Genomic DNA, 21,625 nt, shown 5'->3' on the forward strand with positions numbered 1-21,625 from the left:
TTCAAGATTTAATGCCCTGCGAGGGCGGCGAGGCCGTGTGGCCCGCCAACGAGGCTGTTTAAACAATATCCCGACTTCGGTGTCAACACCGGTTCCAAAATTTCTTAGAAGAAATTCATCCAGCCCGAAAAACGAGGGTTTTTCAGGAACTTAGAGTCAATGGCCTTTCTCACACCCGTGTGGAAAGCGTCTCGAACGCCTCCCTCCCGGCCTGACTCAACTGACTCACGGCGCGAATTTTCGACCGGGTCCGGTCGCCGGCGCCTCTAAGCACCGTCTCCCAGGCCCTGCCTTGACCATGCCCCGATTGTCTCACAAACGTATGTCGGGTGTACGTCGCCGCGCCATAATGGGTTTTTCGCCCGTTTCAGGGTCCGGCGGCTGGTCGTCTCAACGGGCGTTAACGGCGTGTTTGGCTACCTTCCGAGGGCACTCGCCCCGGAAACGGCGCGCTTCTCCGCTAAAAAGCTTGTAAGAGAGACCTCGCGGGGCTGTGGGGGACCTGCCGAGAGTGCTTCAGAGTCGAAAGAAGGTTTCGGCCGCGACCGAGGGGGCTTTTGCCCCCGACGACGACACGCGCCTTTTGCCCACCAATGCCTATGCGGGACGCGGCGGCAGTTTTTTCCAGCACATCTACGAAGCCGAAAGTCACGCCGAGCCGGCAGCCGGAGGCAGGTTTCGCTGGATTTTGAGCACCTGCCTGGCCGCCACCATCGGCGCCATGGCAATCCTCATCGTCGTCTATGGCTCCTCCGACGATGGCGATCGCTCGAACGACGGCCTGCTTCCGGCGCTGAAAAGCCTCGGCGAGGGGGTGATGGTCCCCCAAATCGCTCTGACGCCGAAAAATGCCGGCGGTCTCAAGTGGGTCACGCCCAAGTCCGATCGCTTGCAGCTTACGACTGGCGCCCTCTCGACCCGCTACATCATCCACGAATCCTCAAAGAGCCGCCGCGACAGTCGCGAGTATGTTCGCCAGAAGCCTTACGCCCGCATCGTCGCGCGCCTCGCCCCGGTCCCGGCCGACAAAAAGTCGGACATCCCGACATTCAACCCGTTCAAGCTCTACGGCAGCGGCCAGCCCTCCGAACTCGGAGAGGACGCAGACGACAACGCCGGAAGCGGGCTGTCTCGGTCGGACGTCTCGACGAAGGTCGTCGAGCTTCTGGGCGGCATCTTGCCTGAAGAGGACGGCCAGGAGCTCGACGCTCAGGAAGTCCAGGACATCGTCGAACGCGGCGCCGACCCCGGCCACTCTGGCGAAAACGTAGGCGACGGCTCCGGTCTTCCGCTCGATGGCGTCGCCGGATCAGGCCCGGCGCTACCGACGCAAGGCACCGACTCCTGGCAGCCGAAAGCGGCAACTGCCGACAATCTGAATACAACCGATATCTTCAAGTCGACCGAGGCGCCCGACGAACCATCCGACGACCTCGAAGGCGGCCAGGTCATCGTCGTCAAGGTCGGCCCGCAAGACACGCTCGCGAAAATCCTCGCAAAAGCTGGCGCCCCCGAGTGGGACGTCCACAGCATGATCGAGGCCGGCCACAGTATCTTCTCGGAAAACGCGCTCGTACCGGGTCAGGAAGTTCGCATAACGCTCATTCCATCTCTGTCCGATCCGCGGAAGATGGAGCCAGCGCGCTACTCTATTTTCTCCGACGGCCACGATCATCTCGTCACCGTCAGCCGCAGCGCCGCTGGCGAATTCGTGGGATCATCGCAACCGCCCTTCGACGCCGAGCTGCAGCAAATTGCCAATAGCGACGGCGACGATCCGCAGAATGTCAGCCTCTATGCGAGCGTCTATCTCGCTGGCCTGACGCAGAGCCTGCCGGCCGATACCATCTCGAAGGTTCTGAGCATCAACGCCTTCGATACCGACTTCCGACGCCGCGTACGCCCGGGCGATACGCTCGAGATGTTCTTCGACATGAAGGATGATCAATCGACCGACGGGAACCCCGGAGAACTTCTCTACACAGCGATCTCGAGCGGCGGCGCCGTCTATAAATTCTATCGCTTCCGCTCGGCCGACGGCGTCGTCGACTACTACGACGAAGACGGCAACAACTCGAAAAAGTTTCTCGTCCGCAAGCCCGTGCGCGGCGAGGATGTGCGCCTCACTTCAGGCTTCGGCGTGCGCTTCCATCCACTACTGAACACGCGAAAGATGCACACCGGCGTCGACTGGGCATGCGCACCGGGCACACCGATCATTGCCGCCGGCAACGGCACGATCGAGGAAGTCGGACACAAAGGCTATTACGGCAATTATATCCGTATCCGTCACGCCAACGGCTATCAGACCGCTTACGGCCACATGAGCCGCTTCGGGAACGTCACGCCGGGCATGAAAGTCCGTCAAGGCCAAGTCATCGGTTTCGTCGGATCGACCGGGTTGTCATCAGGCCCGCACGTGCACTTCGAAGTGCTCGTCAACAATCGCTTCGTCGATCCGATGTCGATTCAGGTGCCGCGCGAAAGAAAGCTCGACGGCAAGGACCTCGCCGAGTTCCAGAAGGAACGCGCCCGCATTGAAGATTTAATGCGCCGCGCACCCGTCATGACGGCGAACAAATAGCACCGCCTATTTGAACTTGATTTTTCTCAGCTCGATCGTCCGGCCGCCCATATGTGCCACGCGACGCGGTGAAGCTGACGTTTGTGCAGTTTCGAGAATAATCGCACGCGTAAAATCCTCGGAAACCATTTGTGAATGCTCTGATGGAAAGCTCGGGTCGCCATCAAATTTCGAATCGCGGAAGATGTTGGCAGGGTCTCAACACGCGTCCGCGGGGGACGAAATCACCGAGGGAACAGGAGCTATGAAAACCTTTGCAGGATGTGTGGTCGTCGCCGCAGGACTTATCCTCGCGCCGGCCGCAGCAAACGCATACGAGCGCGTCACCGACGCAGCATTGGGCGGATTGGCCGGAGCCGTCGTGTTCGGCCCCGTTGGTCTCGTTGCAGGCGGCGTGATCGGCTACACCGCCGGGCCGAACATCGCTTGCAAGATCGGAGCGAAACGCTGCTACCGACGCGCCCACTATCGCCGCGCCCGCAACTAATTAAACTCCTTAATCTCCGCGATCGGCGGCCGGCTCCACGGAGTGGAGTCGCCGATCGCAAACAAAAATTTCCTCACATCTTTTCGCCCTTCTTCGTGTCCTGCTTGAGGAAGGCAATAATCTTCGCGCGCTCGCCAGCGTCCGACAGCCCACTGAAAATCGCGCCCATGTTGTTGCCCGGCACGACGGCGTTCGGATTTGCGATCCACTGGTCAAGATTCTTCTCATTCCATGTGATGCCCGCACCCTTGAGCGAGTCGGAATAGGGGAAGCCAGGAACTGTTCCGGCTTTCCGGCCGACGACACCGTAAAGCGTCGGGCCCAATCGATTGTCGCCCTTATCGAACGAATGGCACTCGCGGCAATGGCCGTTGAAAGCGAGTTCGAGATCGTCGTTCGAGTTGCTTTGAGCGAGAAGGGTAGCGGTCGTGCCGAGACCGTAGAGAGTCGCTGCCGCAGCGACGAGCGCGATGCCGGCCTGAAGGGAGATTTTTTTCATGGGCCCCTGGGTGAGGATTGGAGAGTAAGTATCGAAAATTGATACGCAGCGAATGCTTTAAAAACTTCACAACGTTCGCCCCCGTTGCTCTCCGTCGCCTTACAAATGCGACAAGCTCCGCACGCGCGCGATCCCCACAATCGCCGGGAATAAGCAGACCGGCCGCCGAGTCTACCCTTTCGATCCGCCAATTTGCGGACCTCGCAGAAAGGGATACTCATGGACGATAATGAACACGACGACGGATTGAATCGCCGGCACGCGCTGGAATGCATGATCTGGGCGGGAACGGGCGTGCTTTGGACAGTCGCTGGCGGCGTTCCAAAATCTTTATCTTTGCTCGACCGCGCCGAAGCGGCAGAAGCCGCGCAGTCGGGCTTCACCTTCCTCCAGATTTCCGACAGTCACGTCGGCTTCAACAAAGCAGCAAACCCTCACGCGCTCGATACGCTCAAAGAAGCAGTGGGCCGGATCAACGTCTTGCCCGCCAAGCCGACATTCATGCTCCATACCGGCGACATCACGCACAGCGCCAAGCCGGCGGAATTCGACAATGCCGATCAGATCATCGGCAGCACGCGTCTCGATGTGCACTACGTTCCCGGCGAACACGACATCACCGACCCGATAACGCAGAAAGCCTATCTTGAACGCTACGGCAAAGGCACTCACGGCGGAGGCTGGTACAGCTTCAATCAAAACGGCGTGCACTTCATCGGCCTGAACAACGTCGTCAACCTCAAGCAATTCGGCCTGGGCTATCTCGGCCCCGAGCAACTCGAATGGTTGGAAGACGATCTGCGCCCGCTTTCATCCTCAACGCCGATTGTCGTTTTCGCGCATATTCCGCTCTGGTCGGTCTATCCGAATTGGGGATGGGGAACCGACGACGCCGCGGTAGCTCTCGGTTATCTGAAGCGCTTTGGATCGGTGACCGTTCTCAACGGCCACATCCATCAACTCATGCAAAAGATTGAAGGCAACATCACGTTCCACACCGCGCGCTCGACCGCCTTTCCGCAACCGGCGCCGGGCGCCGCGCCGTCTCCCGGACCCATGGTCGTACCGGCCGATAAACTTCGGAGCGTGTTGGGCATCACGAACGTCGCGTTCAAACGAAACGAGTCCCCGCTCGCCATCACCGACACCTCACTCGCGGACTGATCCGATGAAAATTGCATGCGCGTTAACTGCAGCCGCCGTCGTGCTTACTGCAATAGTCCTCGGACACGCACCAGCATTGGGAGCCGGAGACGCGTCGCACGGCGAAGAGCTTTATCAGGGCTGCCAAGATTGCCATTCGCTCGACACCAACGACATCGGCCCCAAACATCGCGGCGTCTTCGGCAGGAAGGCGGGCTCGGTTCCGGACTACAGCTATTCGCCGGCCGTCAAGAATTCGGGTATTACGTGGACGGACGATACGCTCGACCGGTGGCTCACCGATCCGCAAAAGTTCCTACCGGGCTCGCGAATGTTTTATCATCTCGACAGCGCCAAGGATCGCGCCGACGTCATCGAATATCTCAAGCAGCGTGCAAAATAGAAATTCAGAAGCGTAAAGGCTGACGTGCAGGCACACGAATGGACGAGCGGCAGCAATTTCGTGACGTGGTCTTGCCCCATCTCGACGATGCGCTGTCGCTCGCGCGCTGGCTGACCGGCAACGTGTCAGACGCTGAAGATGTCGTGCAGGATGCTTGCCTGCGAGCCTACCGCGCCATTGCCACGGCGAAAGGCATCAATGGCAGGGCGTGGCTTCTCGCCATCGTCCGCAACACGGCTTTCACGTGGCTCGCCAAGAACCGGCCGAAAACGTCCGTGACGACAAACGACGAAGCACTCTTCGAGCGGGCTGGTCTTGAAATGGTCGATCAACAGGCATCACCCGAGGCCATGCTGATCGACAAGATCGACGCCGAACAGCTGCATAGTGCGATTGCAGCGCTGCCCCGTCCCTATCGCGAAACGCTGATACTCCGAGAGATCGAAGAACTCAGCTATCAGGAAATCTCCAAAATTTTGTCGATCCCCATAGGAACCGTCATGTCCAGGCTTGCGCGCGCGCGAAACCTGCTCATTCAGCGCCTCGCCATAGCCGGCAAGGGAAAGGCAGGCGCAGCATGAACAAGCCATCGTCATGGTCCTCCCGCGAAGAATCCCTTCTTCTGCTGAACGCTTATCTGGACAACGAGCTGGATGCCGCGTCCATGTTGGATATCGAGCGCCGCATCTCCACCGACGCGACACTCAAGCTGGAACATGATCGCCTCGTTCAATTGCGTGCGGCGCTTGCATCTCAGTTGAAGACGCAAAAGACTTCGGAGGAATTTCGCCGACGCATCGAAGCGATGGCCGAACAAACGCCGCCGCCAGTAACGCAACGCGTCTCCTCGCCACCTCTCACGCGCAGCTACCCCTGGCGAGAAATGGCGGCCGCCGCGGTCCTCGCAGCGGCGATAGCGGCAGGAGGCACCTACGCAATCCTGCGTCCGAACTCCGCGTCGAACGAGATCGCGGCGATCGTCGCCGATCATCAGCGTGCGTTGCTGGCGGCGACGCCTTTCGACGTTGCCTCGAGTGACCGCCACACCGTCAAACCGTGGTTCGACAGCAAGCTCGCGCTTTCCCCCCAGGTCGTCGATCTGTCGAGCGCAGGATTTCCCCTCGCAGGCGGCCGCGTTGAAGTGATCGACGGAAAGCCTGTCCCAGTGCTCGTCTACAAACGTCGCGCGCATGTCATCAGCGTCGTAGCCGTGCCTCGCCTCGGACAGAAGGCAAGCACCGAACTTCCCACCCGAACGACGCGCGACGGATATTTCGTCATCCGGTGGCAAGGGCGAGACTTCGAATACTCGGTCGTCTCCGATCTCGCCGAAAACGAACTCGACGAATTCGTGAACCTCTGGCGCCAAGCCGCACGCATCGACTGAACTCCGCGCAACGCAATCGGCGGTCGGCTCCGCGCCAGCGGAGTCGCCGATTGCAAACAACACAACTCCCCACCGTCATCCCGGCGAAGGCCGGGATCCAGCCAAACCTAAACGTGCGAGATGAACAGTTTTCTGTATGCCAACATCTCCGTCGGCATGACGAAGATGTCGGCGCTTGATGTAGGAGATTGTGCTGCACCCGGATAAACCGGGAATAGTTTCTTTAATTCCGCTCAAGAAGCCCAATTCTTCGTTAGTTGCCTTGCGCAATATGTGACCTGACGCGATCGGCGAAAAACAGTAATCTGCATTCCGGGCGTGGGGTATCGAGAGGGCAGGAGCCTGCACGATGCCAGCAAGTTCAGTACGAAGACGAAACGTACTTCTTAACGCGCTCTTTGCCGCTTTGTCCTTTGCCGTAGCGGTTGGGCACGCAACGGCGGTCAAAGCCCAGGCCATCAGCCCGCAGGAAGCGCACGACATTGCCGTCAATGCCTACCTTTATTTTTATTCCCCCGTGACTATGGATTTGACCCGGAAGCAGCTCATTAACACAGCGCCGGGCAAAGGATCGATCGGTGGTCCGATGAATACCTTCGCTAATATAGACGCCTATCCGAGCGCCGACATGCGGACCGTCGTCCGCCCGAATTTCGATACGCTCTATTCGAGCGCCTGGCTCGATCTTACGAAAGAGCCTGTGGTTGTCTCGGTGCCCGATACGCACGGACGATACTACCTCTTACCGATGCTCGACATGTGGACGGATGTCTTTGCCTCACCCGGTTGGCGAACCACCGGAACGCAAGCCGGTAACTTCGTTATCGTGCCTCCGGGTTGGAGGCCCGATTTGAAAGAGAAACTTATCGACGAGTTCAAGCTGCCCAAAGACACCCAGCGTATCGACGCTCCGACGCCCTACGTCTGGATTATCGGCCGCACGAAGACTGATGGCCCGGCTGACTATGATGCGGTTCACGAGATCCAGTCTGGCTACAAGATCACGCCGCTGTCCGAGTGGGGAAAAACACCGGCGCCCATCGAAGCCAAGATTGATCCGAGCGTTGACGTGCAGACGCCGCCAAAAACCCTCGTCGATACGATGTCTGCGGGGAAATTCTTTGCTTACGCGGCTGAACTCTTGAAGCTGCATCCTCCGCACATAACAGATCAACCCATCATCGCGCAGATGCGTCGGATCGGCATCGAACCCGGCAAAAGCTTCGATGTCACCCAATTGGATCCCGCCGTTCAAAAGGCTCTTGAAACGGTTCCACAGGACGCTCAGCAGCTCCTCAAGTGGAAGCTCCCGACACTAGCGCGTGTGGCCAATGGCTGGTCGATGAACACCGATACGATGGGCGTCTACGGCAACTACTATCTGAAGCGAGCCCTGATTACCCAATATGGGCTCGGTGCTAACCTGCCCGAGGATGCGATTTATCCAGCAAACCTCGCAGACGACACGGGAAAGCCTCTCGACGGCGCCAGCAAATACACAATCCACTTTGACAAGGCCGCAATGCCACCGGTGGATGCCTTCTGGTCAATCACGCTCTATGACGAAGAGGGGTTCCAGGTTGCCAACCGTCTAAATCGTTTCGCCGTGAGTAGCTGGATGCCCTTCAAATTCAACGCGGATGGCTCACTCGATCTCTATTTTCAGAACCAGAGTCCCGGCGCCGATAACGAAGCGAACTGGCTGCCAGCACCAAAAGGGCCATTCAATCTAACCATGCGCCTCTATGCTCCGAAATCCGATGCGCTGACCGGCAAATGGAACCCGCCGCCGGTGACGCGTCGTGTAGGTATCACAGCACAGTGAGATCATAAGAACGCCCGGCCCTCACTCGCCGGGCGTTCCGCTTTTCAAAGGAAGGTCGGCTTCGGTCAGAATCGGACGCGACGCTCATCGCATCGCGTCCGAAACTGAATCAAGCCGCTGCCTTCGCGGGCCAGCCATTGATCGTCAAAGCACCATCGCGCACGGAGATATTCACCGTGTCGCCGTCCTTGACACCGCCCGCGAGGATCTGCTCGGCGAGCGGGTCCTGCACGTTCCGCTGAATGACGCGCTTTAACGGCCGCGCGCCGTACGCGGGATCGTAGCCGCGATTGGCGAGCCACTGCCGCGCCTGATCGTCGAGTTCGATCTTGATCTTGCGATCCGCGACGAGCTTCCGCAGACGGTCGATCTGAATGTCGACGATCTTCGCCATCTCGCTCCGCTGCAAACGGTGGAACAAAATGATGTCGTCGAGACGGTTCAAGAACTCGGGCCTGAACCGCGATCTGACCTCAGTCATCACCTCTTCGCGCACCGTCTCGGTATCCTCGCCTTCCTTCAGGTTGACGAGATATTCCGCGCCGATGTTCGACGTCAGCACGATCAGCGTGTTCTTGAAATCGACCGTGCGGCCCTGGCCATCCGTCAGGCGCCCGTCATCGAGAACCTGCAGCAGCACGTTGAACACATCCGGATGCGCCTTCTCGATCTCGTCGAAGAGAATGATCTGATACGGCCGCCGTCGCACGGCTTCCGTCAGCGCTCCACCTTCCTCGTAACCGACGTAGCCCGGAGGCGCGCCGATCAAACGGGCAACCGAATGCTTTTCCATGTACTCCGACATATCGATGCGGATGAGCGCCGTGTCGTCGTCGAAGAGATACCCGGCGAGCGCCTTCGTCAGCTCAGTCTTGCCGACGCCGGTGGGTCCGAGGAACATGAACGAGCCGATCGGCCGGTTCGGATCCTGCAGCCCGGCGCGCGCACGGCGAACCGCCGTCGAAACGGCGATAACCGCTTCCCGCTGACCGATGACGCGCTTCGAGAGAGCGTCCTCCATCTTGAGAAGCTTGTCGCGCTCGCCTTCGAGCATCTTGTCGACCGGCACGCCTGTCCAGCGCGACACGACCGCCGCGATCTGATCCGGCGTCACGGCCTCTTCGACGAGAGCGCCCTTGCCTTCCTGCTGTTCGACGTCCTGCAGCTTCTTCTCGAGTTCCGGAATCCGCCCATAGCGAAGCTCGCCCGCACGCGCGAGATCGCCCTTGCGCTGCGCCTGTTCGAGCGCGTTGCGCAGGTTGTCGAGCTCTTCCTTGATCTTCTGGGCCGACCCGAGCTTCTTCTTCTCGGCTTCCCAGCGCGCCGTCATCGCTTTCGATTGTTCTTCGAGATCCGCGATCTGCTTTTCGATGCGGCCAAGACGATCCTTCGAAGCGGCGTCGGTTTCCTTCTTCAAGGCCTCCCGCTCGATCATCAACTGCATGAGATCGCGATCGATCGCATCGAGTTCTTCGGGCTTGGAATCGACCTGCATCCGAAGACGCGACGACGCCTCGTCGACAAGGTCGATCGCCTTGTCGGGCAGGAAGCGATCGGTGATGTAGCGGTTCGACAGCGTTGCAGCCGCGACAAGCGCGCTATCGGTGATGCGCACGCCGTGATGCAGCTCGTACTTCTCCTTCAAGCCGCGCAGGATCGAAATCGTATCCTCGACGGTCGGCTCGGAGACGAAGATCGGCTGGAAGCGCCGTGCCAGCGCCGCATCCTTCTCGATGTGCTTGCGGTATTCTTCAAGCGTCGTCGCGCCGACGCAGTGCAACTCACCGCGCGCGAGCGCAGGCTTCAACAGGTTGCCCGCATCCATCGAGCCTTCCGTCTTGCCGGCGCCGACGATGGTGTGAAGCTCGTCGATGAAAAGAATGATGTTGCCACCCTCGGCCTCGACCTCGGAGAGCACGGCTTTCAGCCGCTCCTCGAACTCGCCGCGATATTTGGCGCCCGCGATCAGCGCGCCCATGTCGAGCGAGAGAAGCCGCTTGTTCTTCAAGCTCTCAGGCACGTCGCCCTTGACGATGCGCAGCGCCAAGCCTTCCGCGATCGCCGTCTTGCCGACGCCGGGTTCGCCAATGAGAACAGGATTGTTCTTCGTGCGCCGCGACAGCACCTGAATGGTGCGGCGGATCTCTTCGTCGCGGCCGATGACGGGATCGAGCTTGCCGGTCGCCGCCGCTTCGGTGAGGTCGCGCGAATAGCGCTTCAGCGCGTCATAGGCCTGTTCGGCCGACGCGGTATCGGCCGTGCGTCCCTTGCGGATGTCGTTGATGGCCCCGTTGATCTTGTCCGGGGTGACGCCCGCGTTGCGCAGGATCTTTCCGGCATCCGTCGACGTATCGAGCGCAAGTGCGAGCAGCAGCCGCTCGGCCGTCACGAACTTATCGCTGGCCTTATCGGCAAGCTTCTCAGCGGAATCGAATAGCCGCGCCGTCTCGGGCGCGACGTAGACCTGACCCGAACCGCCGGTCACCTTCGGCTTTTTGGCAAGATCCGCTTCGACCTCACGCAGGGCCTGGCGCGAGTCGCCACCCGCGCGCTGGATGAGCCCGCTCGCCAGACCCTCAGGGTCGTCGAGAAGAACTTTCAGAAGATGGGCGGGAGTAACCTGTTGATTGTTTTCGCGCAGTGCCAACGACTGGGCTGCTTGAACGAAGCCCTTGGCGCGGTCCGTGTACCGTTCAAAATTCATGTCGCGTCCTCCAGCACATTCCACCCGCCCCATGAGGCCCGGAAAGAATGCCATGCGATTTGATATTTATCATCCCGGCGCGGAAAAAGACCCAATGTAAGCATCCCCACCGCCCCGTATGCTGATTGCGATATAGGCGCGGGCGGCGCCCGAAAAAGGGGCTCTCGAAGCAAAAATCAGGGAAAATTCTCGGCATGACAAAGGTTGGTCCCGCAAGGATTGAAGCTCTTTATCGCTACCCGGTTAAAGGTTTGATGCCGGAACCACTCGAAAACGTTGTTTTGACGCCCTTGCAAACTTTGCCCTTCGATCGCGCATACGCCATCGAGAACGGACCCGGCCCCTTCGATCCCGCGAAGCCTCGCCACGTCTCGAAGATCCACTTCGTCATGCTGATGAAGAACGAGGAATTGGCAACGCTTCACGCCGAGTTCGACGACAAGACATCGACCCTCGTGATCGCCAAGGCCGGCGTCGAGATCGCCCGCGGTGATCTTCGCACCGAAGCGGGCCGCAACCGGATGGAAGACGCCATCGCCAAGGTCGTGACCTCGGGCCTTCGCGGCAGACCTCGGATTGTTTCGAGCCCCGGCCACAGCTTTTCCGACGTCGCAGCCAAATGCGTGCACGTCATCAATCGCCAAAGCATCGAGTCGCTGAGCACAATGCTGGGCGCCAATATCGACGCGCGCCGCTTTCGGCCCAATCTCGTGATCGACGGGCTCGAGCCATGGAGCGAACTCGGCCTGATCGGCAAAAGATTGCGCAGCAACGGCGGCACGGTGCTTGAAGTCTTCAAGCGCACCCAGCGCTGCGCCGCGACCAACGTCGATCCCGAAACCGGCGTACGCGATTTGAAAATCCCGTCATTTCTTTTGAAGACGCTCGGCCACTCCGATTTCGGCGTCTACGCCCGCGTCATCGATGGCGGCAGCATTGGAATCGGTGACACCTTCGAGATTACTGGCTGATCGACCATTGTCATACCGGCCGGAGCGCTAGCGCAGAGCTGGGACCCACAATGCGCCGGCGGCCGGCTCGCGGAACGCGAGTCGCCGGCGCCAAAGAAAAACTTGCGGGATCCAGCCAACGGGCAGCACGTGTTCTGCCAGCAGTCCGCTCCGAACGAACCGCATCCACCTGACCTGCTGAAACTTGTCTGGGTGCCGGCCTTCGCCGGCATGACGGGAAGTTGTAACACCCACCCCCGCCCAAAAAATTCGCCGGCCACGGAGACCGTAGCCGGCGAAAAAATGCGTACGCGATGATCGCGCTTATTCCTGGTCTTCGTTCGCAGCGGTCGGCGGAGCGACCGGAGCCTCAGCGGGCTCCTCACGGCGCGGACGGCGAACCGGACGGCGAAGGAATGCCGGTTGTTCCTGCTCGATGGAGGCCGGAGCAGCTACTGGCTGCGGCGCCGGACGCTCCGCCCGTTCGGGACGTTCTGCCCGTTCCGGACGTTCTGCTCGTTCGGGACGCTCTGCCCGCTCGGGACGTTCTGCGCGTTCCGGACGCTCGGCTCGCTCCGGGCGCTCTGCGCGTTCCGGACGTTCTGTACGCTCAGCAACAGGCGACGGCGCGCCGATGTTCGGTTGCGGGTAGCTGCTGCCGTTCGGCGCTTCGCGATCGCCGCCATGGGCATTGCCGTTGGGAGCCTGATAACGCTCGCGCCGACGGAAACCGCCTTCGCCCTGATTGCCATCGCCGCCATAAGGCCGCCGGTCGTCGCGGTAGCGGTTTTCGCCGCCACCCGGCCCGTTGCGCTCGTAACGATCACCGCGATCGCCACGGAAATCCTGACGGTCACCACCCCGATCGCCACGATCGAACCGCTGCTGGTCGCCCCGGTCGTTGCGATCATTACGGTCGTTGCGATTGTTATTGAAACGATCGTGCCGCGGCTGGCGGTTCTCGTACCGGTTCTGATTGTCGAAGTTGCGCGGCTGTTGCTGCTGCTGCGGGAAAGGCGGCTGCCCATCCGGCTGCGCGCCACCCTGGCCAAGCTGCGGCTGACCGCCGAACTCGTCGCCTTCCTCGTCGCCGAACTCATCACCGTCCGAACCTTCAGGCCCGGCAAGCGAATGCGTGCGCGCGGCACCGTTGCCCATCGGGTCAACGCCGCCCTGCTGCGCCATCTGCTCGCGATAGCTGAGGATGATGCGGTTATAATGCTCAGCATGCTGGAGATAATTCTCAGCCAGCACCGGATCGCCCGACGACAGCGCGTCACGCGCCAAGGTTATGTACTTCTCGGCGATATGCGAGGGCGTGCCGCGAATTTTCACGTCCGGCCCCGAGCTCTCGAAACTGCGCATCAGGGGATTTTGCGATTTGCGGTTATTATTATTGTTATTGTTGTTTCGACCGCGACCGCGACGGTTCTGTTGACCTTGCCTCATGGGCTCCCGTTCATGCCTGTTGATACGTTGCCACCGGCGCACGCTGATCGGTATGCGGCGCCATGGATCCTCCGATCCAATTCAATAAGTCGATTCTAAAGTCACCACTGCCCCACGGACCGCAGTCCCGGCTCTTGCCCCACTGCCTTGGGCAAAATCGCAGTAATCCCGTTCATCAACCCTGCAAATGATTCTAGAGCCGTCCTCAAAGGAGCTTTGTCAGCACACGCGCCGAGGAAAGAAGCCCGACACTCGCCACTCAACGGACTAACGGGTCCGACAAAGTTTGCGCTGATGATCTGAGATGGGAAGGCCGGGTTAATCGCCGCTTAAGCGGCACGTCTGCTCCGGGCGCATCCGATCAAACTCTTCAATGGCGATACTACTCCGGAAACGAGTTTCCGCAAATAGAAATGATCGGTTAGGTCAGAGATGTATCTCCATTGCAACAGCCCGGGCATGGCCACCGAGATCGAGACGCCGCGCCAAAGGCCGCGCGCCAACCGCCGCAAACAGCTCTTCTACGGCGTCCGCCTGGGTCGATCCCACCTCGACGACGAGCCTCAGAGGCCGCTGCAATTCCAATGTGTTACGGGCGATCTCGCGGTAAACGTCCAACCCGTCCGCCCCGCCAACCAAAGCCAGAAGCGGATCGAAATCCTTCACTTCCCGCTCGAGGCCGACAATCTCTTCCTCGCTTATATAGGGAGGGTTTGAGACGATAAGGTCGAACGGACCAGCGCATCCGGAGAGACCAGATGTCGCAACGAACTCAATTCTGTCGGCAACACCCAGTTTATCGGCATTGCCCCTGGCAACTTCAAGTGCGGCCAAACTGACATCGGTCGCGACCCCAGTCGCATCCGGAAGTTCGGAGAGCAGCGTTGAAATGAGAATGCCCGAACCCGTACCGATATCGGCAATTCTAAGCAGCCTCCCCGAAAGCCCGCTCGACTTTATCACGTCGAGCGCGAGATCGATGACGGCCTCGGTATCGGGTCTCGGATCGAGAACGTCCGGCGTAACGGTGAACATCCGCCCATAGAATTCGCGTCGCCCTAGAATTCGCGAAACAGGCTCATGCGCAAGCCGGCGATTGACGCCGTCGCTGACGATATCCGCCGCCGTTCCCAACGGCCGCGATGATCCCGAGAGCAGTTGCGCGCCATCCATCCCGAGTAAACCCTGCAGCAGAAAACGCGCGTCGCGCTGCGGGCTATCCAGGCCTTGCTCGGTGAACGCCCGCGTCATCGCCGCCAAAGCCTCGGCGACGGTCTGCTCTGGCCGAAGATGCACGTGAGGCAAATCGTTAACGCGCAATACCGGCATGTTACGCCGCGCTCAGTTCCGCGAGCATTGTCGCCTGATGATCGGTGATGAGCGCGTCGATCAATGGATCGAGACCGGCGCCCGTCATGACTTCGTCGAGATTGTAGAGCGTCAGGTTGATCCGGTGATCGGTCACCCGGCCCTGCGGAAAATTATAAGTCCTGATGCGCTGCGAGCGATCACCCGAGCCGACCTGCGATTTACGCGCGTCGGATCGTTCGTTCGCGGCCTTCTCGCGCTCCAGTTCATAGACACGCGCCTTGAGAACGTTCATCGCTAAGCGGCGATTCTGATGCTGCGATTTCTCCGCCGATACGACGACGATGCCTGTCGGCAAATGCGTGATGCGAACGGCGCTTTCCGTCTTGTTGACGTGCTGACCGCCGGCTCCGCCTGCCCGCATCGTATCGATGCGGATATCTTCGGGTTTGATATCGATGTCGATATCTTCTGCTTCCGGCATGATCGCGACCGTCGCGGCCGACGTATGAATGCGCCCACTCGCTTCGGTCGCCGGAACGCGCTGTACCCGGTGCACGCCGGATTCGAACTTGAGCCGCGCGAACACTCCCTGTCCCGTGATTGAAGCGATGATTTCCTTGTAGCCGCCGAGATCGTTTTCGGACGCCGAAATGACCTCCGTCTTCCAGCCCCTGAGATCGGCGTAGCGCGTGTACATGCGGAAGAGATCAGCCGCAAAGAGCGCGGCTTCGTCGCCGCCCGTCCCGGCACGCACTTCGAGGATCGCGCTTTTCTCGTCCGCCGCATCTTTCGGCAAAAGCGCAATGCGAAGCTGCTGCTCGAGCCCCGCGATGCGGTCGGCCAATTCCGCGCGTTCCGCATAGGCGAGATCGACCATGTCCTTGTCGGCGCCCGAATCGCGGATCAACTGCTCAAGATCTTTGTTCTCGGCCTCGGCTTTGCGCAGCGCGTCGATCTGCGCCACGACCGGGCTCAGCTCCGAATATTCTTTCGTGAGCCTCACGTAGTCGGCTTGCGACACGCCATGGTTGAGCTGATCCTGAATAGCGACCCAGCGCTCGGAAAGACGGTCAAGTTTATCGCGCGGCAGTGCTGACATGTGTCCGATGATTTTCGCCGGTGGGAGTAACCGGTGGTTTTGCCGAATGGATTGATTGCAGGCCGCGCAAGAACCGCGGAGCGCTCCGAGCGCGAACGTCGCGCAGCAGATGGCGCGTATCTAATACGAACCGCCGCTGATCTGCAATTTATCCCCCCGCCGCGACCGGGGGTCATCGACTTCGATATACCGCAGGCCGTCGCGAACGGGGCCGTAATGCTCTTGGAAATAGCTGCTGACCCAGCGCACCGCCGACCCGAACGGCCGGGCGACGGTGTCGAAAATCGATGAATGCATCAGGAGCAAGAGGAAGCCGAGCGGCAGCGACAGGGCGTAAAGTGCGCGCTGCGGCCGCTGCCGGACCTGATTGAGCGCCTCCTGCGGCAACCGCCTGGCTCCGTTCGCGAATGCGGACCCCGCGCGCATGAAGTTTCCGGCCGCCTGAATTCTCGCCGGCCGGGCGGGTTGCGATCGTGCCGGCAAGCTAGCCTGCGCAACGGCCTGTGAGGCGACGTGTGAGCCAACCTGAACGCCAGGCTCCGGGCGCGGCTGAAAAGGTTGCGCATACGCAGACGGCTGCGGCTGATACGAAACTAGCGGCTGCTGCTGTTGCAGGCGCTCCGTAATCGTCGGCTGCCGCGGTGCGGGCGTGAGGCTCGAAAAATACGAGATCAGGCTGCCGATGGCATTGAGCGCGGGCCGGCCGTTGACGCCAGCCATCGACGTATAGGTCATGACGATCGCGGACGTGTCGTGCCAATCCGGCAGATATTCGACCTGGCCCGTTTCCAGCGCTTCGATGACTTCGGGGCGAACCTGCAAATATTCCGCCGCCTGCGGCAGGGTCAGGTGCAGCGCGCGCCGCAGATCGATGAAGAATTGCCCGATGAGGGCCCCGCTTTCGGCGATTTGCTGATGTTGAGGAGAATCCACGCGCGCCGCAACCGGTCGCGCATACTCATAACCCCCGACCGGAACGGTCTCGACAAAGCCCCGACGCATACAACACCCGGCAACACACGCCGGCCCCCAAATGTTAAGTATACTCTTGGCTAAAAATCCTTGTTTGTCAAAGGCCGCGCGTAAAAATCCGTCGCCAATCCTTAACCGTCGATCGCGACCCGCTCCCTTTCAGCGAATTGCTGCAAGGACATGCGCACGTCTTTCGCACCCTCTTTCAAAAGTCCGTTGATAAAGGCAGTCGCCTTGCCGGCATCGAGCGACAACACCATCGACTTGATCGGACCGATCGAAGCCGGCGCCATCGACAGCGATTTGAAGCCCAGCGCGATGAGCGTCATCGCCTCGAGCGGGCTGCCCGCCATCTCGCCGCAGAGGGTCACCGGAACGCTGTATCGTTCCGCCGCCGTAACGAGCGTCCGCAGCGCCCTGAGCGGCGCCGGGGCCAGCACGTCGAAGCGGCTCGCCACGCGTGCGTTCGTACGGTCGGACGCAAACAGGAACTGCATGAGATCGTTCGATCCGACCGACACGAAATCGACCCGCGACAGAAACGCGTCGAGTTCGAACAGCAGCGCCGGAACCTCGAACATGGCGCCGACGAGCACGGCCTCTGGCAGCTGATGCCCATGCTCCGTCAGGAACGCCTTCTCCCGTTCGATGAGCGCCCGAATGGCTCCAAGCTCGTAGCTCGCGGACACCATGGGGATCATGACGCGTAGCTCTCGGCCCGCCGCCGCCTTGAGCAGCGCGCGGATCTGAAGCCGGAAAAGCTCGGGCCGGTCGAGCGCCATGCGGATCGCGCGCCAGCCCATTGCCGGATTCTCTTCCTTCGGCTGGCGAAGGTACGGAAGGACTTTGTCGCCGCCGACGTCGAGCGTGCGGAAAACGACGGGCTTGCCATTCGCTTCGTCGATCACGGAACGGTAAAGCTGCGTCTGCCGGTCGAGACGGGGAAACGCCTCCGACAGCATGAACTGCAGCTCGGTCCGATAGAGCCCGATGCCGTCGGCACCCGATTCATCGAGATGGGGCAGGTCGACCAGAAGACCGGCATTCATCATCAAGGCGATCGGAACGCCATCCTTGGTGATGGCCGGACGATCGCGCAGCGACTGATAACGCTTCTGCCGGCGCGCGCGGAACCGCACCTTGTCGGAATAGGCCGAGATCAGCTCGCCCGTGGGGCGGAGATGAACCTCGCCCGTGACCGCGTCGACAATCGCCGCGTCTCCAGCGGAAACTCTATCGACGATGCCCGTCGCCTGCCCGATCGCCGCGATTCCGAGCGCCTTGGCGACGACCGCGACATGGCTCTGGCTCGACCCGTCCTCGACGACGAGACCGCGCAGCCGGCTCCGGTCATAATCGAGAAGCTCGGCAGGCCCCATCGTGCGCGCGACGAGGATCGTATCGGGCGGAAGCCCGCCATCGTCCTCCGAACTCTTGAGGCGTCCCGCGAGGACGCGCAGCAGCCGGTCGGAGAGATCGTCGAGGTCGCGCTGCCGCTCGCGCCAATACGTGTCGTGCTGGCGCAGCATGCGCGTACGCATGGCATTTTGCACACGCTCGACGGCCGCCTCCGCCGTCAGTCCGCCTTCGACCGCTTCGCGCAAACGCCGATGCCAGCCCTTGTCATGAGCGAACATGCGGTAGGCTTCGAGCACGTCGCGATGCTCGCCGACATTCGACAGATGCTCGTGCTCGAACATCTCGTCGATGTTCTTTTGCAGCTTATCGAGAGCGAGTTCGAGACGCTCGAGTTCGATCGCGGGGTTTTCCGCCATCAGCTGCGTGACGACGATGCGCGGCTCGTGCAGCACCACGTGGCCGAGCGCGATACCCTCCGAAATCGGTTCGCCCTCGATCACACCCGGCTGCGAGCGCGACGCTTCGATGGCGGCGACCGTACCCGCCACCGCACCTGAAACGAGATTTTCCGCGATCACCATCGCGGTCGCCTGCAGAACCTCCACGTCCTCGTCGGAATATTCGCGAGGCGTCCGGTTTTGAATGACAAGCACGCCGAGAACCTGCCCCGAACGCGAAATCGGCACTGCGAGCAGCGAGTGGTAAATTTCTTCGCCCGTCTCCGGCCGGTAGGAGAACGCCGGATGGTTCGAAGCCTCCGGCTCGTTCACCGTCGTGCCGAGTTCCGACGCTCGCCCGACGAGACCCTCGCCGCGCTTCAACCGGGTTGTATGGACGGCATCGGGATTGAGGCCTTCCGACGCGAAAAGCTCGAGCGAGCCGTCCTGGCGCTTGAGATAGATCGAGCAGACCTCGGCAACCATGACGCCCGCGATCTGGCGCACGATGCGATCGAGTTTTTCCTGCCCCTCGCCCCCATCGGCCATGATCTCGCGCAAATGGCGCATGATCACCCTGAGCGAGGTTTCGCTCGGTAGGGGCCTCGGATCGTCGCGCCGCGCTATCATGACCTTGCCAACCGTCCCGCCGGCAGACCTGCCGCAGATTCATTCATATCCGCAAAGAGACGGGGCTTGGAAGGGCGCCCCGCCTAATCGTTGTCGAGCCCGTAGGCTGAATGCAACGCGCGAACCGCAAGCTCCGCATACGCCGCTTCGATCAATACACTGACTTTGATCTCGGACGTCGAGATCGCGTGAATATTGATGCCCTTTTCCGCGAGCGTCTTGAACATCTGCGATGCGACGCCGGCATGGCTGCGCATTCCGACGCCGATAACGGAAATCTTCACGACGTCAGCCGAGCTCTTGATGTCGAAATGCCCGATGTCCGCCTTGGCCTTCTTCAAGACGTCGAGTGCGCGCGGTAATTCGGCCGCCTGGACCGTAAACGTCATGTCCGTGTGCTTGCCGTCCGCACCGACGTTCTGGACGATCATGTCGACGTTGATGTTCGCATCCGCGAGCGGCCCGAAAATCCGCGCCGCGATGCCCGGCTTATCGTCCACCTTGAGCAGGGTAACCTTGGCCTCGTCCTTGGCGTAGGCGATGCCGCTCACGACTTGCTGTTCCACGATCTCATCCTCGTCGCATACGATAGTTCCGATGTCCTCGATATTGTCCGGGCTGAAAGCCTTCATGCCGTCAGGCGCAACAAAGCTCGAAAGAACACGCGTTTTGACCTTGTAGACCATTGCAAGCTCGACGGAGCGGGTTTGCAAAACCTTCGATCCGAGCGACGCCATCTCGAGCATTTCTTCATACGAGATCTTGGCGAGCCGCTTCGCTTTCGAAACGATGCGCGGGTCCGTCGTATAGACGCCGTCCACATCGGTATAAATGTCGCACACGTCCGCTTCGAGCGCGACGGCAATCGCAACGGCGCTGGTATCGGAGCCGCCACGGCCGAGCGTCGAGATGCGATTCTCGAGCGGCTCTATTCCCTGAAATCCGGTGACGACGGCGATTTCGCCGCCCTCGATCGATTTTTTGATGTGGTCGCCCGGAATGTCGGTGATGCGGGCCGAGCCGTGAGCCGCATTCGTTTTGACGGGAACCTGCCAGCCGCTCCAGGAGCGCGCCCTGAGCCCCATCGACTGGAGCGTGATCGCGAGAAGGCCCGCAGTCACCTGCTCACCCGTTGCAACGACGGCATCGTATTCCCTCGCATCGTAAAGGGGCGAGGCTTCCTTGACCCAGGCGACGAGCTGGTTCGTCACCCCAGCCATCGCCGATACGACGACGGCCACTTTATTGCCGGCGTCGACCTCACGCTTGACGTGCCGGGCAACGTTCTGAATGCGCTCGATATTGGCGACAGAGGTCCCGCCAAATTTCATGACTACCGTCGCCATCGGCGAAGTGCTTTCCCTGAGCAAACCCGCTCGGACCCTAACGGGGGCCAAACGCGTATTAAGATTTGGATTGAGTCCGGCGCTTCTTAGCGGCTCGCGCGCCCCCCTGCAACTGCCCACAACCGGCCGGCAACGGACAATCGCTTGACAAGTAGGCGGGCCGGCTGACGAGTAACGCCCAAGGACCGGAGAAGAGAATGATCGCACCGCAACAATCGGAACCACAATCTGGAGCTGGAGATCGGACGCTCGACAGCGAAGAAGTCGAGCGATTTTCCCGGCTCGCATCCGAATGGTGGAACCCTCAGGGCAAATTCCGCCCCCTTCACCAGATCGGTCCTCCGCGCCTCTCGTTCATCCGCGATTCGGCCGTAAAACAGTTCGGCCGCGACCCCAAAGCCCTGCGGCCCCTTTCGGGTCTGACCGCCATCGATATCGGCTGCGGCGGGGGACTTGTCGCTGAGCCGCTGGCGCGCATGGGCGCGACGGTGACGGCCATCGATCCCTCGGAACGCAATATCGCAATCGCAAAATCACACGCCGAGCCGCAGGACCTCGCGATCGATTATCGCGTTGCGCGCGTCGAAGACCTTGTCGCCGAAGGCCGCTCGTTCGACATCGTCGCATGCCTCGAGGTCGTCGAGCACGTCCCCGATCCCGCGAAGTTCGTTGCCGAATGCGCGTCCCTCGTTGCGCCCGGCGGCCTTGCCGTGTTCTCGACGCTAAACCGAACGCTCAAGGCCTGGGCGCTCGCCATTGTCGGCGCCGAGTACGTTCTCGGCTGGCTGCCGCGCGGCACCCATCAGTGGGACCGCTTCATTACGCCGGAAGAGCTTCGCCGTTACGCCGAGGCTGCCGGTTTGTCCGGCGCACACTTGGAAGGCATCACCTATAATCCGTTGCAGGACGTGTGGTCGCGAAATCCCGATACCGGCGTCAATTACCTGATGTCGGCACAAAGGGCGCGAACGGCCTGAACGGATGACGCACGGATCGAACGAGCAAAGGTACTGAGCACGACGGAGCTTTGAGGGGGACGA

General features: G+C 60.8%; 17 protein-coding genes. 9 read left to right on the plus strand and 8 right to left on the minus strand.

Annotated elements, in window-relative coordinates; all coding sequences use genetic code 11:
• The first annotated feature begins 511 nt into the window (after positions 1 to 511).
• Positions 512 to 2,584, plus strand: a complete 2,073-nt coding sequence (locus tag G359_RS00290; RefSeq protein ID WP_245279879.1) for a M23 family metallopeptidase — start codon at positions 512 to 514, stop codon at positions 2,582 to 2,584.
• Between the two features lie 244 nt (positions 2,585 to 2,828).
• Entirely contained in the window at positions 2,829 to 3,071 is a 243-nt protein-coding gene (locus G359_RS00295) for a hypothetical protein (protein WP_045837466.1), read from the plus strand.
• 73 nt (positions 3,072 to 3,144) lie between these two features.
• Here the strand turns inward: G359_RS00295 and G359_RS00300 are convergent, their stop codons facing one another.
• Positions 3,145 to 3,570 carry a c-type cytochrome gene (locus G359_RS00300; protein WP_045834508.1) on the minus strand — a complete coding sequence of 142 codons (426 nt, stop codon included), beginning with the start codon at positions 3,568 to 3,570 and terminating at the stop codon, positions 3,145 to 3,147.
• Positions 3,571 to 3,789: 219 nt separating this feature from the next.
• On the opposite strand from G359_RS00300, the gene G359_RS00305 reads away from it, so the two are divergent.
• The 5 genes from G359_RS00305 to G359_RS00325 all read left to right on the plus strand — a co-directional run bounded on the left by G359_RS00305 (position 3,790) and on the right by G359_RS00325 (position 8,328).
• Positions 3,790 to 4,734 (plus strand): metallophosphoesterase family protein, encoded by a 945-nt coding sequence (locus G359_RS00305; RefSeq protein ID WP_045834509.1) that lies wholly within the window; start codon positions 3,790 to 3,792, stop codon positions 4,732 to 4,734.
• Between the two features lie 4 nt (positions 4,735 to 4,738).
• Positions 4,739 to 5,116 (plus strand): c-type cytochrome, encoded by a 378-nt coding sequence (locus tag G359_RS00310; RefSeq protein WP_045834510.1) that lies wholly within the window; start codon positions 4,739 to 4,741, stop codon positions 5,114 to 5,116.
• A gap of 38 nt (positions 5,117 to 5,154) precedes the next feature.
• A complete protein-coding gene (locus G359_RS00315; RefSeq protein WP_045834511.1) occupies positions 5,155 to 5,697 on the plus strand; it encodes a sigma-70 family RNA polymerase sigma factor in 543 nt (180 codons plus the stop codon).
• The gene (locus tag G359_RS00320; protein ID WP_045834512.1) at positions 5,694 to 6,503 is read left to right on the plus strand and encodes an anti-sigma factor family protein; all 810 of its coding nucleotides are present in this window, start codon (positions 5,694 to 5,696) and stop codon (positions 6,501 to 6,503) included. Before G359_RS00315 ends, G359_RS00320 begins: the two co-directional genes overlap by 4 nt.
• Before the next feature lie 349 nt (positions 6,504 to 6,852).
• Positions 6,853 to 8,328, plus strand: a complete 1,476-nt coding sequence (locus G359_RS00325) for a DUF1254 domain-containing protein (RefSeq protein WP_045834513.1) — start codon at positions 6,853 to 6,855, stop codon at positions 8,326 to 8,328.
• A 109-nt stretch (positions 8,329 to 8,437) separates the two neighbouring features.
• Here the strand turns inward: G359_RS00325 and clpB are convergent, their stop codons facing one another.
• A complete protein-coding gene (gene clpB, locus G359_RS00330) occupies positions 8,438 to 11,032 on the minus strand; it encodes an ATP-dependent chaperone ClpB (protein ID WP_045837467.1) in 2,595 nt (864 codons plus the stop codon).
• A 194-nt stretch (positions 11,033 to 11,226) separates the two neighbouring features.
• Here clpB and G359_RS00335 point away from each other — a divergent pair, with 194 nt between their 5' ends.
• Positions 11,227 to 12,003: an MOSC domain-containing protein gene (locus tag G359_RS00335; RefSeq protein ID WP_045834514.1), complete on the plus strand. Its 777-nt coding sequence runs from the start codon at positions 11,227 to 11,229 to the stop codon at positions 12,001 to 12,003.
• A gap of 303 nt (positions 12,004 to 12,306) precedes the next feature.
• Here the strand turns inward: G359_RS00335 and G359_RS00340 are convergent, their stop codons facing one another.
• From G359_RS00340 to G359_RS00365, 6 genes are all read right to left on the minus strand, one after another.
• The gene (locus G359_RS00340) at positions 12,307 to 13,431 is read right to left on the minus strand and encodes a DUF4167 domain-containing protein (protein WP_045834515.1); all 1,125 of its coding nucleotides are present in this window, start codon (positions 13,429 to 13,431) and stop codon (positions 12,307 to 12,309) included.
• Positions 13,432 to 13,857: 426 nt separating this feature from the next.
• On the minus strand, positions 13,858 to 14,760 hold the full coding sequence (gene prmC, locus G359_RS00345) for a peptide chain release factor N(5)-glutamine methyltransferase (protein ID WP_052699121.1): 903 nt from the start codon (positions 14,758 to 14,760) through the stop codon (positions 13,858 to 13,860).
• Position 14,761: 1 nt separating this feature from the next.
• Positions 14,762 to 15,841, minus strand: coding sequence for a peptide chain release factor 1 (prfA, locus tag G359_RS00350; protein WP_045834516.1), 1,080 nt, complete (start codon positions 15,839 to 15,841; stop codon positions 14,762 to 14,764).
• Between the two features lie 120 nt (positions 15,842 to 15,961).
• Positions 15,962 to 16,843 (minus strand): helix-turn-helix domain-containing protein, encoded by an 882-nt coding sequence (locus G359_RS20855; protein ID WP_045834517.1) that lies wholly within the window; start codon positions 16,841 to 16,843, stop codon positions 15,962 to 15,964.
• A 101-nt stretch (positions 16,844 to 16,944) separates the two neighbouring features.
• Positions 16,945 to 19,239, minus strand: coding sequence for a phosphoenolpyruvate--protein phosphotransferase (gene ptsP, locus G359_RS00360; protein WP_045834518.1), 2,295 nt, complete (start codon positions 19,237 to 19,239; stop codon positions 16,945 to 16,947).
• Positions 19,240 to 19,322: 83 nt separating this feature from the next.
• Positions 19,323 to 20,585, minus strand: a complete 1,263-nt coding sequence (locus G359_RS00365; protein ID WP_045834519.1) for an aspartate kinase — start codon at positions 20,583 to 20,585, stop codon at positions 19,323 to 19,325.
• Between the two features lie 197 nt (positions 20,586 to 20,782).
• On the opposite strand from G359_RS00365, the gene ubiG reads away from it, so the two are divergent.
• Positions 20,783 to 21,562 carry a bifunctional 2-polyprenyl-6-hydroxyphenol methylase/3-demethylubiquinol 3-O-methyltransferase UbiG gene (gene ubiG / locus G359_RS00370; protein WP_045834520.1) on the plus strand — a complete coding sequence of 260 codons (780 nt, stop codon included), beginning with the start codon at positions 20,783 to 20,785 and terminating at the stop codon, positions 21,560 to 21,562.
• The last annotated feature ends 63 nt before the right edge of the window (positions 21,563 to 21,625 follow it).

The organism is Hyphomicrobium sp. 99 (genome assembly GCF_000384335.2).
Classification (GTDB): domain Bacteria; phylum Pseudomonadota; class Alphaproteobacteria; order Rhizobiales; family Hyphomicrobiaceae; genus Hyphomicrobium_B.